The sequence below is a fragment of the Zobellia barbeyronii genome (assembly GCF_018603515.1).
GTDB classification, from domain to species: Bacteria; Bacteroidota; Bacteroidia; order Flavobacteriales; family Flavobacteriaceae; genus Zobellia; species Zobellia barbeyronii.
This window is the reverse complement of the sequence record NZ_JACATN010000002.1, coordinates 476,364-493,406: the sequence shown is the minus strand read 5'-3', so window position 1 is coordinate 493,406 and position 17,043 is coordinate 476,364. Positions and strand designations below refer to the sequence as shown.

The window sequence follows — 17,043 nt, the reverse complement described above, 5'->3', positions numbered from 1 at the left end:
ATGAAAAATAATATGCTCATCAAAATTAGCCTTCTAGCTTGTCTATTAGTATGCATTTCTTGTGGAGAGGAAAAGAAAGTAGAAAAAGGTACCGTTCCTACTTTAATAACTGCGGAAGAGAAACCAAACGTCATAATAGTTTTTACGGATGACCAAGGGTATGGAGATTTAGCGGCCCACGGTAATCCATATATAAAAACACCATATCTTTCTGCTTTTGGAAAGGAAGCTATGGAGCTTACCAATTTTCACGTTGGTACCACCTGTGCACCCAGTCGTGCTGGTCTTATGACCGGGCGTAATGGTAATAGGAATAATGCATGGCATACTATTGGAGGGTGTTCAATTTTATTGGAAGATGAAAAAACTATAGCGCAAGTTTTTGAAGAAGGCGGCTATAAAACAGCAATGTTCGGAAAGTGGCACTTGGGTGATAATTATCCGTTTAGACCCTTTGATCGAGGTTTTCAAGAAACACTTTATAATGGTGGAGGCGGAGTTCAGCAAACACCGGATTATTGGAACAATACGTATTTTGATGATACGTATTTTAGAAATGGAGAACCAGAAAAAGTAAAGGGTTACGCTACGGATGTATGGTTTAACGAGGCAATTAAATATGTACAACGTACTAAAGAGGAACCTTTTTTTTTGTACTTACCTCTTAATGCAGCACATTCACCATTTAATGTGCCGGAAGAGTATGCCAAAATGTATGAAGACGCACCATTGACGGATGCACAGAAACGTTTTTATGGTATGATTACCAATATTGACGAGAACTTTGGAAAGCTGGTTTCTTTTCTAAAGGATGAAAAATTATTCGATAATACGATAATCATTTTCACAACGGATAATGGTACTGCAGCAGGAATCGCAAAGAATAAGGATGGTAGTGTTTCAGGCTACAATGCTGGTCTAAGAGGTACTAAAGGAAGTCATTATGATGGTGGCCATAAGGTTCCGTTTTACATTAGTTGGCCAGATGGGGATATAGAAAAAGGAGCTGTGAGCAATGAGTTGGTGGCAAATGTTGATTTATTACCTACTCTTACAAGAATGGCGGGAGTTTCTTTCAAATCTAAAAAGCCATTGGACGGGACTGATATGACATCGGTTTTAACAGCAAAAGGGAATGATTCCGAACGTATGCTGGTAATTGACACCCAACGAGGTCAATGGCCGGAAAAAGGAAAGAACAGCTGTGTAATGAGCACAGAATGGCGATTAATAGATGGAGCTGAATTATATAATACGGTAACAGATCCAGGTCAAAAAAACGATGTGGCTTCTGAACACCCGGAAATTGTTCAAAAGATGCAGTCATTTTACGATTCATGGTGGACAAGCATAGAACCAGAAATGAGGTATGCAGAAATCCCTGTAGGTCATAAAGAAGCAAACCCTGTTACAATAACGGTTCATGACATGCACACTACAAATAATATTCCTTGGAACCAGGTTCAAATACGGCAAGGAGAATATGCGCCAAATGGGTACTATAGCGTAAATATTGTTGAAGATGGAGATTATGAATTTAAACTATACAGGTATCCACCAGAATCTGGCTTATCGTTAAATGCAGCCTCAGATGAAATTATGGCTTCTTCTACAGTTGATGAGTTGCCGGTAGGGAGAAGCATTGTGTTTGAAAGAGCAGAAGTGCAATTGGGAGATATTACACTTAAAGAAAATGCAGATGTAGATAGGCCCTATGTTCAACTAGAAGGGAATTTGAAAAAAGGAAGCTACGAACTCCACAGTGATTTTTTAACGGTAGAGGGAGGTAGAATTCCTGCATATTATATAGTCATTAATAAAAAAGCGAATCTATGAAAAAGACCAAAAAAGACGTTGAAACAAAGCAAAGTTTAAATGTTCAATTATCACGTAGGTCGTTCATATCTAAAACTGCTTTAGTTGCCGGAGCAATAAGTATTGTACCTCGTCACGTATTGGGTAGAGGGTTTACGGCACCTAGTGACAGGGTTAATTTAGGTTACATAGGTTTAGGAAAACAAAGTATAACTCTTTCTAACGCTTTTATAGCAAATACGGATCAAGCACAAATTGTTGCCGGTTCTGATGTATGGACAACAAAAAACGAATGGTTTAAAGCGCATGTAAGCCAATTATATGCAGATAAAAGAAGGCAACAGAACTATAAGGGTCTGACAACTACAGGTAATTATCTAGAGCTTTTTGAAAGAGATGATATAGATGCAGTTGTTATAGCAACACCTGATCACTGGCATGCTATCCAAGCTATTGGCGCTATGGAATCTGGGAAACATGTATATTGTGAAAAGCCCATGACCCTAATGGTACAAGAAGGTATAGATGTAGTCAAAACAGTGAAAAACACAGGTAAAGTTTTTCAAACGGGAAGTATGCAACGTTCCTGGACCAGCTTTCAAAAGGCTACTGAAATGGTAAGAAACGGTCATTTGGGAGATATCAAAAAAGTATTGGTAAATGTTGGTGATCCAGCTATTCCTTTTAATATGGCATCTGAACCAGTACCATCAGAAGTCAACTGGAACCAATGGTGCGGTCCAGCGCCACTATTACCCTATAATGAAAGATTATCGCCATCAACAAGTGCTGCATTTTTTCCGGATTGGAGACTTTTTAGTGAAACCGGTGGTGGTATATTAACGGATTGGGGTGCGCACATGTTTGATATTGCTCAATGGGGATTGGGCATGGACAGAACCGGCCCGGTAAAATTTATACCTCCTACAGATAAAAAAGCGGTGAGGGGTATGCAGATGTTTTATGAAAACGGAGTTGAAATGGTTCATGAAGACTTTGGAAGAGGATGGGGAGTTCGTTTTATGGGAAGTAAAGGCAATCTAGATATTAGTAGAAGTTATCTTGAAACAGACCCGCCAAGTATTTTAGAATCTCAGGTAACACCAGAAGATGATTTAAAATCTAGAGGCAACCATTACCAAAATTGGATAGATGCTATTAAGAAGGATACACCACTAATAGCTGATGTTGAAATAGGTCATCGTTCGGCTAGCGTTGGTAATATCTGTAACATAGCGTATCAACTAGGACGCACTTTAGAATGGAATCCAGAAAAGGAAAAATTTGTGGGTGACAGTGAGGCTAATAAAATGAAAAGTAGAAAAAACAGAAAATATTAAAGATTAACCTCCGGGCCTTTTTTTCCGAAAAGCTCCGGGGGTTATTCCATTTTTCAATTTAAACATTCTAGAAAGATAGGATACGGTGCCAAGTCCTGTTTTTTCTGCTATCTCTGCCAAAGTATTATTTGTGGTAAGTAAAAGCGTCTCTGAACGTTCAATGCGTATAGTCTGAATATACTTACTAGGCCGTATCCCAAATTTTTGCTGAAAAACCCTAGAAAAATGATCGGGGCTAAGGTTAAAATACTTTGCAAGATCTGCAACGGTAAGCTGTTCGTGTAAATGTCCTTTTATATAGTTAAGGACTTCATGAAAATCACTTCTTATATTCAATTTTGAACTTTTGCTATTTTGCACAAAAGAAGCGAACAGGAGTTGGAGAAGCCCTTGGGTTTCTATAAATGATTTAGCAGATAGCAAATCGTTTTTCCTTTCTGTTTCAACCAAAAACTTTTGATTATCATAAATTTTAGGGTCATCATCTACTAGATAACGCTTAGGATGAAGTTGTATAATGTTTTTGAAATAACTAAAATGATCATCTGTGGCCTCAATATCATATCTAAAATCTTTTACGTCGTAAATAGAAAGTCTATCTCCTAGTTCTTCAATAAAGTGAATATAATAAAGCTCTAAATGATCATCACATTTAAAACGGCTATAGGTAAAACTTGGAACAAGATAAATGTGGTCCGGCTCAAGGTCAAATTCTTCATAACTATGGTACATTTTGGCAGTGCCCTTGGTCACTAAATATAACCGGGAAAAAGGACTGATAACATTGTCATAATCCCACTCAGAATTTAGCCTTGAGTAACCTCCATGAAGAAAAGTAAGCTTCAATGATTGTAATATCTTGTTCATAAGGAAAATGTGTTTTATCGGATTTTAAATACTATTCTTTAAGAATTAAAGATAAGAATAAAGCTTATAATAATTGGTTTTCAGGTGTTTTTGATAAAATTTTCATTTTAGTATCTAGCAATACACTGTTAAAAAAATGTCGGATATGTACAACTCATAGCCTGATTTATACAAGAAATCGGCAATACAAATGATTTAAGTTTGTGGAAAACATAAACTTTGTCATAAATAATGTTCAAATTAACAAACTACATCGTCTTTTCTTTAGCTTTAGTTCTGTTTTCATGCGGAGGTCCAGACCTTCCTGAAGATGTAGAACTAGCCTATACAAAGCTGCCGAAAAAAGTAGATTTTAATCAGCACGTTAAACCCATCTTATCAGATAAATGTTTTATCTGTCATGGGCCGGATAAAGCAAAAATTAAGGGAGGGCTACAATTGCATGATCCTGAGTTAGCGTATGCGGAATCTCCGAATACGCCCGGGCTGTATTCTATAGACCCAGGAAACCCTGGAAATAGTGAGGTTGTAAGACGTATACTGACGGACGACCCGGAAATTATAATGCCAGCACCTGCATCGCATTTAAATTTATCTCCCAATGAAAAAGCCATGTTGGTAAAATGGATAGAACAAGGGGCGGAATACAAAGATCATTGGGCATTTTTAAAACCTGTAGATCACGAAATTCCAAAAGTGAAGCAAACGGATTTAGTGAATAGTCCTATTGATAATTTTGTTTTGGCCAACTTAGAAGAGAAAGGAATTTCTCCATCTAAAAGAGCGGATAAGGAATTATTATTAAGACGCGCCTCCATAGACTTAACAGGTTTACCACCTACTTTGGAAGAGATGAAATCCTTTGTGAAGGACAACTCTGAAAATGCTTTTGAGAAGCAAATTGACCGTTTGCTAGCTTCATCACATTATGGTGAACAGATGACTTTAGATTGGATGGATGTCTCCCGTTATGCAGATACCCACGGCTATAGTAATGATAGATATAGAGATACTTCGCCTTGGAGAGATTGGGTAATTAAATCTTTCAATAAAAATATGCCTTATGATGAATTCATTACATGGCAGTTGGCGGGTGATTTATTTGAAAATGCCACAAAGGAGCAACTTTTGGCAACAACATTTAACAGGCTACACCCTCAGAATTTAGAAGGTGGTATTATAGATGAAGAATTTAGATCAGAATATGTTGCAGATAGAACAGCTACGGTTAGTCAAGGTATATTAGGCTTGTCATATGCTTGCGCCAAATGCCATGATCATAAGTACGATCCTATTTCGCAAAAGAACTATTTTGAAATGTATAGTTTTTTCAATAATGTAGATGAGACAGGATTGATTCCTTGGGATTTGGCAACCCCGGTACCAGCTATGATGTTGCCCACAAAAGAACAAGAAGGTGTTCTTGCCTATCTGGAAAAAATCGTAGACGAATCTGAAGAGAAATTAGAGATTACGGCCAAGACTGAGAACGATAAATTTGAGCAATGGCTTTCAAGTAATTCTTTCAAAAATATTCCTATAAAAAATCGCCCTAAGGGCTTGGTAGCGGCTATTGATTTTAACAATCAAAAGCTGGTAAATAAGGCTGGCGGAAATGGTAAAAACCATATTCGCATGCGTCAACAATTTGTGGACAATGAGAAAGCCGTTTTCAAAGAAGGAGCCACGGGTAAAGGGCTTTTTATGGATGGTGATACCTGGTTAGACTTGGATAATATTGGGGTTTATAAGCGTAACGAACCTTTCAGTATATCTATAAAAGTATTTATTCCAAAGGATCTTGAAGAGGGAGTTATTTTCCACAAAATGCAAGGGCCGGAACTACATAGTTTTAGAGGTTATCACTTAAAAATTAAAGAAAATAAATTAGAAGCTTTGTTTGCTCATGTTTGGCCAGACAATTCCATGGTGGTAGAATCTATAAAAGAGATTCCAAAGGAAAAATGGGTACAGGTTACCCTAACCTATGACGGTTCTAGTAAGGCAGATGGAATAGGAGTTTACATGGATGGAGAAAAGCTGCAGACAAAGACCACTTTTGATAATCTTTACAAGGATATTGTTTTTAATAAAATGAGAGACCCTATCTATAAAGGAACTGTAGAACCAGGTCTTAGAATAGGTGCCATATGGAGAGGAAAGGGAATTGGTAGTGCCATTGTTGATGATTTATTGGTCTTTGATAAAGAGATAAGTGACATTGAGGTAATGCAGATCAGTACTACTGATAAGCTAAAAAACTTGGTCGAAAAATCATATGCTACACTTACTGACGAAGACAAGGAGCAACTTGAGAAGTATTATTTATTTAACTACTCTAAAACATACAATGAGGCAGTTGTAGCTTTAAAGAATGACCGTAAGGTTCTGGTAGATAGTATTGAGCCAATAAAACAGATTATGGTAATGAAGGAGCGAGAAACACCCAGACAAAGCTATATTTTGGATAGGGGTAATTATGATTCTCCTACAGACTCCGTGTTTCCAAACGTGCCAACAGAAATATTTCCAATAGATGGCAGCCTTCCTAAAAATAGATTGGGATTGGCTAAATGGATAACTGATAAAGATAATCCGTTAACTGCCAGAGTAGCTGTTAATAGGTATTGGCAGAACCTTTTTGGAAGGGGACTGGTCGTGACCTCAGAAGATTTTGGTAACCAAGGAGAGTTGCCTAGTCATCCAAAATTATTAGACTGGTTGGCCATTCAATTTGTAGAATCAGGATGGGATGTGAAAGCATTGCATAAGACCATAATGTTGTCCAGTACCTATCAGCAGAGTTCAGTCATTAGCGAAGAACTTCTTAAAAAAGATAAAGAAAACAAATGGTTGGCTAGAGGGCCTTCAGCACGTTTGTCAGGAGAAATGTTAAGAGATAATGCGCTCTATGCTTCAGGATTATTAAATGAAACTATAGGAGGAGAAAGTGTTAGGCCTTACCAACCAGATGGTTTATGGAAAGTAAATGGAGGTACCTACGTGCAAGATGGCGAGGAAGGTCTTTACAGAAGAAGTATGTACACCATATGGAAACGTACCGTTCCTAACCCTACAATTTCAACATTTGATGCGCCTACCAGAGATTTGTGTTCCAGTAGAAGACAAAAAACAAATACACCGTTACAAGCATTGGTGATTTTAAACGACCCTACTTATATAGAAGCTTCAAGGGTTTTAGGTAAGCAAATGACGGAGGCTAAGGATATAAGAACAGGTATTGCAATGACCTTTAAAAAACTGGCGGGCAGAAATATCACTGATAAAGAGCTAGATGTACTGGCTAAGTTGCAAAATGAGGAATATCAAAAGTTTAATAAAAACTTAGACAAAACCAAAGGTTGGTTGCAAACGGGAGCCTTTAAAATTTCCGAGACAGATGATAAAGCATCAATAGCTGCCAACGCAGTAGTGGCAAGTACTATTATGAATGCAGATGCCAGTATCACCAAAAGATAAATTGTTAACAGCTAAGAAAAGAACGTATGTGTAATAATCATCACCATAGCAAACTGACTTCTACAAATAAAGATTTGCAACAAATCGAGAAGCAGTTAGATAGAAGACATTTCTTAAAACAAACGTCACTTGGTATTGGTGCCATAGCTTTGGGCAGTTTACTAGGAGCCGAGAAAGCATTTGCCGGTATTGGTAAAGAGAGTACGGAAGAAGAAATTTTAAAGGCTTATAATAAAAACCGATTAGGATTACCTCACCATGCACCAAAGGCAAAAAGAATAATCTACCTTTTTCAAAGTGGAGGGCCTTCCCAGATGGATTTGTTCGATTACAAACCGAAGCTTAGTGATATGTTCGGCCAAGAATTACCTCCTTCCGTTATAAGTGGTCAAAGACTTACGGGAATGAGTGGTAGCCAAAGTACTTTGCCTATAGCACCATCTACTTTTAAATTCAATCAATATGGAGAATCACGTGCTTGGGTAAGTGATGCCATGCCTTATTTATCTGAGGTTGTAGATGATTTATGTTTCATAAAAAGTATGCAAACGGACCAGATTAACCACACCCCTGCAATTACCTTTATGCAGACAGGAAATCAATTACCTGGTAGACCTGCAATAGGTTCTTGGTTAAGCTACGGTTTAGGTTCTGACAATGAAAACTTGCCAACCTTTATAGCATTGGTCTCTAAAAACGGTAAAGGACAACCGTTAAAAGCCAGTTTATGGGGTAATGGCTTTTTACCAACGGAGCACCAAGGTGTTCAATTTAGATCTGGTAAAGATCCCGTACTGTATTTAAGTGATCCAGAAAATTACGATGGTAATGATAGAAGGGATATGCTAGATTACTTAAAACATTTAAATGAATTACAGACTGATGCCTATGGTGATCCTGAAATTCAATCTAGAATGTCTCAGTATGAAATGGCATTTAAAATGCAAACTTCTATTCCTGAAGTAACCGATTTGACCAACGAACCGGAATATATTTTTGATATGTACGGAGAAGACAGTAGAGACCCGGGTACATATGCTGCCAACTGTTTAATGGCAAGAAAACTACTTGAAAAAGGAGTAAAATTTGTACAACTCTATCACCAAGGGTGGGATCAGCACAACTATTGCCCAGGAGGTGTAAAAAGTCAATCTAAAAAAACAGATCAAGCAACTGCAGCTTTAATTAAGGATTTAAAGCAAAGAGGCATGTTTGAAGATACACTCGTAGTTTGGGGTGGAGAATTTGGGCGTACCGTTTACTCTCAAGGTCAGTTGACCAGCGAGAATTACGGACGTGATCATCACCCAAAAGCATTTACAATGTGGATGGCAGGAGCAGGAGTGAAGCCTGGTTTTACCTATGGAGCGACGGACGATTTTAGTTACAATGTAACCCAAGACCCTGTTCATGTTCATGATTTTCATGCTACCCTTATGCATTTATTTGGAGTAGATCATGAGAGGTTGACTTTCAAACATCAAGGTAGGCGCTACCGTCTTACTGATGTTCACGGGCATGTGGTCAAAGATTTATTGACCTAAATTTACCCACTGTTTATTAACTTTCATTGTAATTTACCAATTAAAATAATCAGTATCATATGACCAAAAGAAGAAGTTTTCTTAAAAAATCTGTCTTAGGCGCCGCTGCTTTGTCTACTGCATCATCTTTCGGTTTTAGTATTTTAAAGAAAAATGTAATGGAAGAACAAATTATAGGTCACGGTGATTTTAAATATAAGGTGGTTAAAGACTGGGCAAAAATGTCTGTAGCTCATAATCCTATATTAAACTGTCACGAAATGCAGATGGATAGTAAGGGAAGGCTTATTATGTTGGGAGACCATACGGATAATAATATTTTGGTTTTCGATAAATCTGGAAAATTACTTGACTATTGGGGTACGCGTTATCCTGGTGGGCACGGACTTACACTTCATGATGAAGGTGGTGAGGACATGCTATACATTGTGGATTGTGGGTGGTTTGTAGACCGCACCGGTAAATGGAGCAAACAAGCCGGAACCGTTAGTAAGACAACAATAGACGGGCGACTTTTATTCAATTTACCTGACCCTCATACCATTGGTGTCTATACTAAAGAGCAAGAATATTTACCAACTGAAACCGCAATAGGCCCTAATGGGGATGTATATGTTGCAGATGGTTATGGTTCTGACTTTATTCTTCAGTTTAATCATAAAGGAGAATTCATCCGCAAATGGGGTGGTCACGATAATAGTGATAAGAATTATAATCTACACAACGCGCATGGTGTAGCAGTAGATTACAGAGATAAACAAAATCCAGTCTTAATAGTTACTTCACGTTCAGATAAAAGCTTTAAATTTTTCACTCTAGATGGTAAGTTTATTAAGACCGTAGAATTACCAGGAGCTTATGTTTGTAGACCGGTTCTTGATGATGATAATGTCTATGCAGGTGTATGCTGGTCAGAGAACAAACAGGGTAATCGTTTTAACGATTCTGGTTTTGTAACCATTATGGACGGCGAGAATAAAGTAGTTTCTAACCCTGGAGGAGATGCTCCAGAATATAAAAATGGTAAACTTCAGCAAATGTATCAGTCTGAAAAAGCTGTTTTTAATCATGGCCACGATGTTTTTGTAGATGAGGATAAGAACCTTTACGTGTGCCAATGGAACGCTAACAGAACGGCACCTATTAAATTGGAAAGGGTGTAACTACTGTTGCTTTATTAATAATCAAATTTTGGAAGTTTAATTAAAGACATTTGTTGTCAATAATTGATCATTTCTTTTATTCCTCTCTTTCAAATAATCGTAATTTTCAGATTAAAGTCTTCGACTTTGATCAAACTCTTATTAACATAATTCAAAAGTTAAATGCGCTACAAAAAGAACAATGTACTGTATGCTCTTTTGTTGCTTATTGTGTTTTCTTCCTGTAAAGAAGAGAAGGCGGTAATCACCGAAAAAAAACCGAACATCATTTATATTATGGCTGATGACCATACTACCCAAGGTTTTGGAATCTATGGTAGCCGGTTGGCAAAATTAAACCCCACTCCAACATTAGATAAGATAGCCAAGGAAGGTATCATCTTTGACAATTGCTTTGTTAGTAATTCTATCTGTACGCCTAGTCGTGCGGCGATTATTACGGGTCAGAACTCCCAATTAAATGGAGTTTTGGATTTAGATGGCCGTATTGAACCGGCGCGCCAGTTTCTTCCAATTGAAATGAAAAAGTTGGGCTACCAAACTGCTGTTGTTGGTAAATGGCACTTAAAAGAAGAGCCTGCAGCTTTTGACTATTATAAGGTTCTACCAGGGCAAGGAAAATATTTTGATCCAGAGTTTAGGGTTCGTGGAGATAAGCCATGGCCTAAAAATACGGTTCAGACTAAAGGGCATTCTTCTGATATGGTTACCGATATTTCTTTAGATTGGTTAAAGAATGAAAGAGACCCTAATAAGCCTTTCTTTTTAGTGCATCAGTTTAAAGCACCTCATGATGATTTTGAAAATGCTCCTCGTTATGAAGAGTATTTAGCAGATACATTTATTCCTGAACCAGAAAGTCTTTACGAAAGGGGAAACAACGGTTCAATTGCCACACGTGGTAAGAATGATTCTTTGACTAGAATAATAGGTTCATCTGTTTCACATAGAAATATGATTCGTAACCAAGCTATGAATATCTATGTAGATAGTTCTGTTCACCGTGTTTACCGAAATGCAGATGATATTCGCCCTGAGGAATTTGTAAAATGGGAGATGGATGATGCAGAAAAGAAACATGCCAGTAAAGTTTATCAAGATTACGTAAAAAAATATTTACGTTGTGTAAAAGGGGTTGATGATAACGTAAAACGTTTAATGGATTATTTAGAGAAGGAAGGTCTTCTGGATAATACTATAATTGTTTACACCGGAGACCAAGGATTTATGTTAGGTGAGCATGATTTTATTGATAAAAGATGGATGTACGAGGAATCTATGCGGATGCCGTTTTTTGTACGTTACCCAGAAAAAATCAAAGCAGGAACTCGCACCGATGCTATAATCAACAATACAGATTTTGCACCTACGCTTATTGAATTGGCTGGCGGAAGCACACCTGATTATATGCAAGGAAAAAGCTTTAAAACAATCTTAGAAACAGGTGAGGAGCCAGCAGATTGGCAGAAGTCCACTTATTACAGGTATTGGATGCATATGGCACACCGTCACCAAAACCCTGCCCACTTTGGAGTTCGTACCAAGGACCATAAGCTTATCTTTTTCTATGGAAAGTACTATGTAGATACTAGTGACCCAAATGCTGAATGGGATAAAGAAAACTGGGGCAATGACTTTGATCAGGATACACCTGCAGCTTGGGAGTTCTATGATTTAAAGAACGATCCAAAGGAAATGAACAATGCTTATGCAGATCCTGCTTATGCAGAAACCATAGCAGATTTGAAGAAAGAATTGTTGAGGCTTCGTGAAGACTTGAATGAGACGGATGAAAAATATCCACACATTCAAAAGGTTATTGATGCCCACTGGAACGATTAGATAAAGTACAGTTTAGAACAAATAGCTGAGCGCAGAAGAAAACCAAAATATTCAGGTTTTCGACTGCGCTCAGTTTTTTTATGAGGTATGTTTAGAGCTTAAAAATACGCTCTAGTTCAATCCATTTTTCTCCATTTTTAGCCCAAGGGAGACCTTGTTGGTATTTCCACATTAGTTGTTCCCATTCTTGTACAGCAGGGTCGCTGGCATCCATTTCAGCTTTTCTTTTGGCATCAAAGGTCTCATCAACTTCCATAATCATAAACATACGGTTTCCGGTCAAGAAAATCTGCATATCTACAATACCGGCATCTTTAATGCTTTTGGTTATAGCTGGTCTGGCGTTACCCTCAGCATGGTATTCTTTGTACTCGGCAATAAGTTTTGGATCATCTTTAAGATCACAAGAGTAACAGTATCTTTTTGTTTGCATGATATTAAGCAATTTTAGTTTTGGTTACTTTATAAGCGTACATACCGTAAAATGCAACAAAAAGAAGACATATCATAGGCAACAAGAACGAAAAATGAATTTCTGTAATGTTTCCGGCTATTTTATCGCCAAAAACCTCTTGTCCGTTTACGGTATCGCCAAAATCCATTATACTAGCTTGTAGCTTCGGTAAAAAGGCACCTCCTACAATGGCCATAATAAGTCCGGATGAAGCCAGTTTTGCTTCTTCGCCCATATCTTTTAGCGCAAGACCGTAGATGGTAGGGAACATGATAGACATGAATACGGAAACTAGTACTAAAAACACTAAGCTTAGAATGCCCGAGGTCATTATAATACCACCGCACATAAGTGCAGCTGCCAAGCCAAAATAGGCTAACATTTTAGCGGGATTTATTTTTTTCATCAATGCCGTACCTATAAAACGAGTAACAACAAAAGACACCATGGCGGTAATATTCCACCAGGTAGCATCAACACCTAAGTTTTGAGATTCATTTAAATATTCAACTAATTGAAAGATAGCCGTCCAGCACATAATCTGAGCGCCAACATAGAACATTTGCGCTATTACACCCAATACAAAAGTCTTACTCTTAAAAATACGGTCTAAAGATTCTTTAATGGATAAATGGTCTCCCATTGTCATTGCAGGAATTTTAGTTTTCCAAATAACAAAAAATACCAAGGCTACAAAAACACCTACGGCTATGTACGGGCCACTGATAATATTCAAATCAAAAGCCTTTATTTCTGCAGCTTTTTCGGAACCTAGGGCTACAATTTCAGAACTGTCTGCATAATCTGCGGATAGAATTCTATCCAACACTACAAATTTGGCAATAAGCATACCTGTCAATGAACCAATAGGGTTGAAGGATTGCGCCAAATTTAGTCTCTGTGTAGCTGTTTCCTTGTCTCCCATAGAAAGAATTAAGGGGTTGGAAGTAGTTTCTAGAAAGCCCAGTCCACAAGTGATAACAAAAAGTGAGATAAGAAAATAGGTGTATGAACCATTTTCAGCTGCAGGATAAAACAGGATGGCACCTAAAGCATAGAGTGCCAAACCAAGTAATAGTCCTGATTTATAACTGAATTTACGAATGAACAATGCGGCTGGAATCGCCATAACACCATACCCAAAATAAAATGCGAACTGTACGTTGTAAGCTTCTTCATTAGAAAGAATCATTACCTTTTTAAAAGCCGAAACCATTGGGTTTGTCAAATCATTGGCAAAACCCCAAAGTGCAAAAATAGAAGTTGCAGCTATGAAGGGTACCAGCAAGTGCGTTGGTACTACAGGTGTTTTGGTGTTTTTTGTCATTGGTATATTTTAGAGTGGGTTGGTTTAATCTTCAGTCAATAATGAACGGTCTAGATGCACATATCCGCCGTCTACAAAAATAAACTGACCTGTAGTATGCGATGATCTATCCGAGATTGTGAATAAACAAGTATCCGCTATTTCATTGGTGCTCGTCATTCTATTTTCCAAAGGAATTTTCTTTACGATGGATTGTAATTTTGCCTCACCGTCTGGTAAAGTTCTGATCCATGTGTCGTAAGATGGCGTCCAGCTTTCCGCAATTATAATTGCGTTAGAACGTATGTCATGTTTGATCAGATCTACTGCCCACTCACGGGTAAGACCTAAAACACCACCTTTAGAAGCAGCGTAACCAGAAGTCCTACCTTGTCCCGTTAAGGCCACTTTAGAACCAATGTTCAAAATATTACCTTTTGATTTTATAAGGAAGGGTAGTGCATGTTTTACAATAAGAAAATAGCTCACCATATTAAGTTTAAGAGAATCCATAAACTCTTCGTAGCTAGCATCTAGACCAACACCGTCGTTTACTCCCACATTGTTTATAACCACATCTATACGGCCATATTTTTCTGCAATTGTTTTTACGGCGTTTTCAATCTGATCAGGATTTGTCACATCGGTCTGGCAAAAAATAGCATCAATACCCTTCTTCTGAATTGCTTCAACATAACCAAAACCACGAGCATTACGATCAATTACGGCTGGGATAGCTCCTTCTTCAGCTAAACGTTGTAAAATTGTTTCTCCTATGCTTCCTTCTTTACCGGCAGCACCGCTAATTACGACTACTTTTCCTTTTAAATTTAAATCCATTAGGTTCTCTTATTTTAAGCATTGTTAGGGGTGTATACTAGCAAAAAAAGCGCTCAAGTATGCCCATACAATTTTGGTTTATAAATTATAGAATTCTTGTGCATTCTTACCCATAATCATTTCCTGATCTTGGCTACTAAGCGTTGAAATAAAATGCGTTACAATACTTTTTACTTGTCCGTAATTCCCGGCAACCAGACATACCGGCCAATCAGAACCGAACATTAAACGTTCACTTCCAAAGGCCTCTAAGGTCAAATGCATGTAGGGCTGGAGTTGTTCTGACGTCCATAAATTGTAATCAGCCTCGGTAATCATACCTGAAAGTTTACAAGACACATTTTCATGTTTTCCTATTTCTTTCATTAAGGTGGCCCAACCGTCATAAAAATTATCTTTAATGTAAGGTTTGGCTATATGGTCTATAACGAATTTCTGGTTTGGAAATTTTTTCACAAACTCCAAAACAGCCCCTAATTGATGAGGAAAAACCAAAATGTCATAGGTGTGATTATATTTTTCCAGCTTTGAAATTCCTTTTAAAAAATCTGGACGTAGCAAGAAATTAGGATCAGGCTCACCTTGCACGACATGTCGCCAACCTTTTAGATTTTTGTCAGAGCTATATTTTTCCAGTACAGCATCAATATCTTCAGACCTAAGGTCTGCCCAACCTACAATTCCTTTTATGAAATCGTTTTGTTTGGCTAAGTCTAATAAGAAGTCGGTTTCCTCAAGAGTTTGGTCCGCTTGCACGGCAACACAACCATCAATCTCATTTTCTTGATACACTTTTTGTAAATCTTCCGGAAGAAAATCTTTCCGTATGTTAGACATGCTATCATCGATCCAAGAATGTTTAACCGGTTCGTAGCGCCAAAAATGCTGGTGACTATCTATTGTCATGTTTTAATTTTTAAAACCGAATTTGATTATAAATTCTTTAAGCAGACAGCAACTCCATCTGCTTCAATATTTTCAATGTTCTTGGCTACACTATTTGTTAAGCCGTCAATTTGGGTTAAATCTTCACCCCAAATAGTGGTGTTTTTAAGGACTATATTTACAAATGCAGCTAAACTAGAAGTGCCATCGTCTACTTTATGCCATTCTGATGCAAAGAAATCCAGTACGGACTTGTCATCATTAAGAGCAATGTTTTCACCATTAAACTCACCCTTATAAAAACGGAGCATAGCCGAAAGTCCAAAAACAATACGTTTTGGGAGCTTACCTTGTGCGTTGTAGTAATCCTTTAGGGTAGGTAATAAACGAGCAACAAATTTAGAAGTGCTATTTAAAGAGATGCTGATAAGTTGATGTTTCAAAAGTGGATTGCGAAAACGGTCAAGAACGTCTGCAACAAATTTGTTTTTTACATCATCAGGAAAATCCAGTGTTTTTGCGGCTTCTTCTAAAAGAAGACTCTCCACAAAATTACTTACTTCTTCATTTTCCATCGCCTCTTTTACAAAACGAATGCCTGCCAAATATCCAACAGGAACCATAGAAGTATGAGCACCGTTTAAAATGCGAACTTTCATCTCACGGTACGGGGCAAGGTCATCTACGAATTCTACGTTAAGGTCTGTTTGAGCAAACGGAAGTTCTTTTTGTACGGTTTCATTAGCTTGGATTACCCAGCTGTGATAGTACTCACCAGCAACTAAAAGGTCATCTTTATAACCCAGTTCTTGCTCAATTTCTTTTGCACGATCAGAAGGGTAACCAGAAACAATACGGTCTACCAATGTGCTGCAAAAATGATTAGATGTATTGACCCAATTCTTAAAACCATCTTCTAATTCCCAATGATCAGCATATTGTAAAACTGCTTTTTTCAAAGCAGCTCCGTTGTCTTCAATTAATTCACACGGAAGTAATATGCATCCTTTTGAAGGGTCTGCTTTAAAATGCTTGAAACGGTGGTAAAGCCAAACCGTTAATTTCGCTGGAAATTCTTTTGGTGGGCTTACATCAAACTTATCGTCGGCATTAAATTTAATTCCTGCTTCGGTAGTGTTGGAAATGATAAAACGTAAATCTTCGTTTTCGGCCAATTTTAGATAAGCGGCCCATTCATTATAGGAGTGGATTACTTGTTGTACTTCGGTAACTAATGTTTTTTCGGCAACGAGTTTTCCATTTTTAATTCCGTCAAGAACAACGGTAAAAAGTCCGTCTTGCCCTTTTAGTTCGGCATAATCACCTCCTGCTGTTGGTTTTATAATGGCAATGTCACTGTTAAAATTAGTTTCTTGGTTGAGTACGTGTACCATCCAATCTACAAAGGCACGTAAAAAGTTTCCACCGCCAAACTGCATAACCTTCAATGGGCGTTGCACTCTGTTTGGTACGGTAGTATGATTTAAAATTTGCATTAAATAGCTGT

At 37.7% G+C, this 17,043-nt stretch carries 12 protein-coding genes; 6 read left to right on the top strand and 6 right to left on the bottom strand.

Annotated features, from left to right (window positions below; translation table 11 throughout):
* Both HW347_RS06575 and HW347_RS06570 read left to right on the top strand, forming a co-directional pair.
* The gene (locus HW347_RS06575) at nucleotides 1-1,836 is read left to right on the top strand and encodes an arylsulfatase (protein ID WP_214611114.1); all 1,836 of its coding nucleotides are present in this window, start codon (nucleotides 1-3) and stop codon (nucleotides 1,834-1,836) included.
* Nucleotides 1,833-3,155: a Gfo/Idh/MocA family protein gene (locus HW347_RS06570; RefSeq protein ID WP_214611113.1), complete on the top strand. Its 1,323-nt coding sequence runs from the start codon at nucleotides 1,833-1,835 to the stop codon at nucleotides 3,153-3,155. The genes HW347_RS06575 and HW347_RS06570 overlap by 4 nt, the downstream gene beginning before the upstream one ends.
* 3 nt (nucleotides 3,156-3,158) lie before the next feature.
* On the opposite strand, the gene HW347_RS06565 is transcribed toward HW347_RS06570, so the two are convergent.
* Nucleotides 3,159-4,022: an AraC family transcriptional regulator gene (locus tag HW347_RS06565; RefSeq protein ID WP_214611112.1), complete on the bottom strand. Its 864-nt coding sequence runs from the start codon at nucleotides 4,020-4,022 to the stop codon at nucleotides 3,159-3,161.
* A 231-nt stretch (nucleotides 4,023-4,253) separates the two neighbouring features.
* Between HW347_RS06565 and HW347_RS06560 the strand changes: the two genes are divergently transcribed.
* The 4 genes from HW347_RS06560 (at nucleotide 4,254) to HW347_RS06545 (ending at nucleotide 12,051) form a co-directional block, all read left to right on the top strand.
* Nucleotides 4,254-7,502 (top strand): DUF1553 domain-containing protein, encoded by a 3,249-nt coding sequence (locus HW347_RS06560; RefSeq protein WP_214611111.1) that lies wholly within the window; start codon nucleotides 4,254-4,256, stop codon nucleotides 7,500-7,502.
* Nucleotides 7,503-7,528: 26 nt separating this feature from the next.
* Nucleotides 7,529-9,046 (top strand): DUF1501 domain-containing protein, encoded by a 1,518-nt coding sequence (locus HW347_RS06555; protein ID WP_214611110.1) that lies wholly within the window; start codon nucleotides 7,529-7,531, stop codon nucleotides 9,044-9,046.
* Between the two features lie 59 nt (nucleotides 9,047-9,105).
* On the top strand, nucleotides 9,106-10,209 hold the full coding sequence (locus HW347_RS06550; RefSeq protein ID WP_214611109.1) for an NHL repeat-containing protein: 1,104 nt from the start codon (nucleotides 9,106-9,108) through the stop codon (nucleotides 10,207-10,209).
* A 162-nt stretch (nucleotides 10,210-10,371) separates the two neighbouring features.
* Complete coding sequence (locus HW347_RS06545) at nucleotides 10,372-12,051, top strand: sulfatase family protein (RefSeq protein WP_214611108.1); 1,680 nt, start codon at nucleotides 10,372-10,374, stop codon at nucleotides 12,049-12,051.
* Between the two features lie 91 nt (nucleotides 12,052-12,142).
* Here the strand turns inward: HW347_RS06545 and HW347_RS06540 are convergent, their stop codons facing one another.
* From HW347_RS06540 to HW347_RS06520, 5 genes are all read right to left on the bottom strand, one after another.
* A complete protein-coding gene (locus tag HW347_RS06540; protein WP_214611107.1) occupies nucleotides 12,143-12,484 on the bottom strand; it encodes an L-rhamnose mutarotase in 342 nt (113 codons plus the stop codon).
* A gap of 4 nt (nucleotides 12,485-12,488) precedes the next feature.
* Nucleotides 12,489-13,832 carry an L-fucose:H+ symporter permease gene (gene fucP, locus HW347_RS06535; RefSeq protein ID WP_214611106.1) on the bottom strand — a complete coding sequence of 448 codons (1,344 nt, stop codon included), beginning with the start codon at nucleotides 13,830-13,832 and terminating at the stop codon, nucleotides 12,489-12,491.
* A 24-nt stretch (nucleotides 13,833-13,856) separates the two neighbouring features.
* The gene (locus tag HW347_RS06530; RefSeq protein WP_214611105.1) at nucleotides 13,857-14,651 is read right to left on the bottom strand and encodes an SDR family oxidoreductase; all 795 of its coding nucleotides are present in this window, start codon (nucleotides 14,649-14,651) and stop codon (nucleotides 13,857-13,859) included.
* 78 nt (nucleotides 14,652-14,729) lie between these two features.
* Complete coding sequence (locus HW347_RS06525; RefSeq protein ID WP_214611104.1) at nucleotides 14,730-15,557, bottom strand: amidohydrolase family protein; 828 nt, start codon at nucleotides 15,555-15,557, stop codon at nucleotides 14,730-14,732.
* Nucleotides 15,558-15,583: 26 nt separating this feature from the next.
* Entirely contained in the window at nucleotides 15,584-17,032 is a 1,449-nt protein-coding gene (locus tag HW347_RS06520) for a tagaturonate reductase (protein ID WP_214611103.1), read from the bottom strand.
* Between the last annotated feature and the right edge of the window lie 11 nt (nucleotides 17,033-17,043).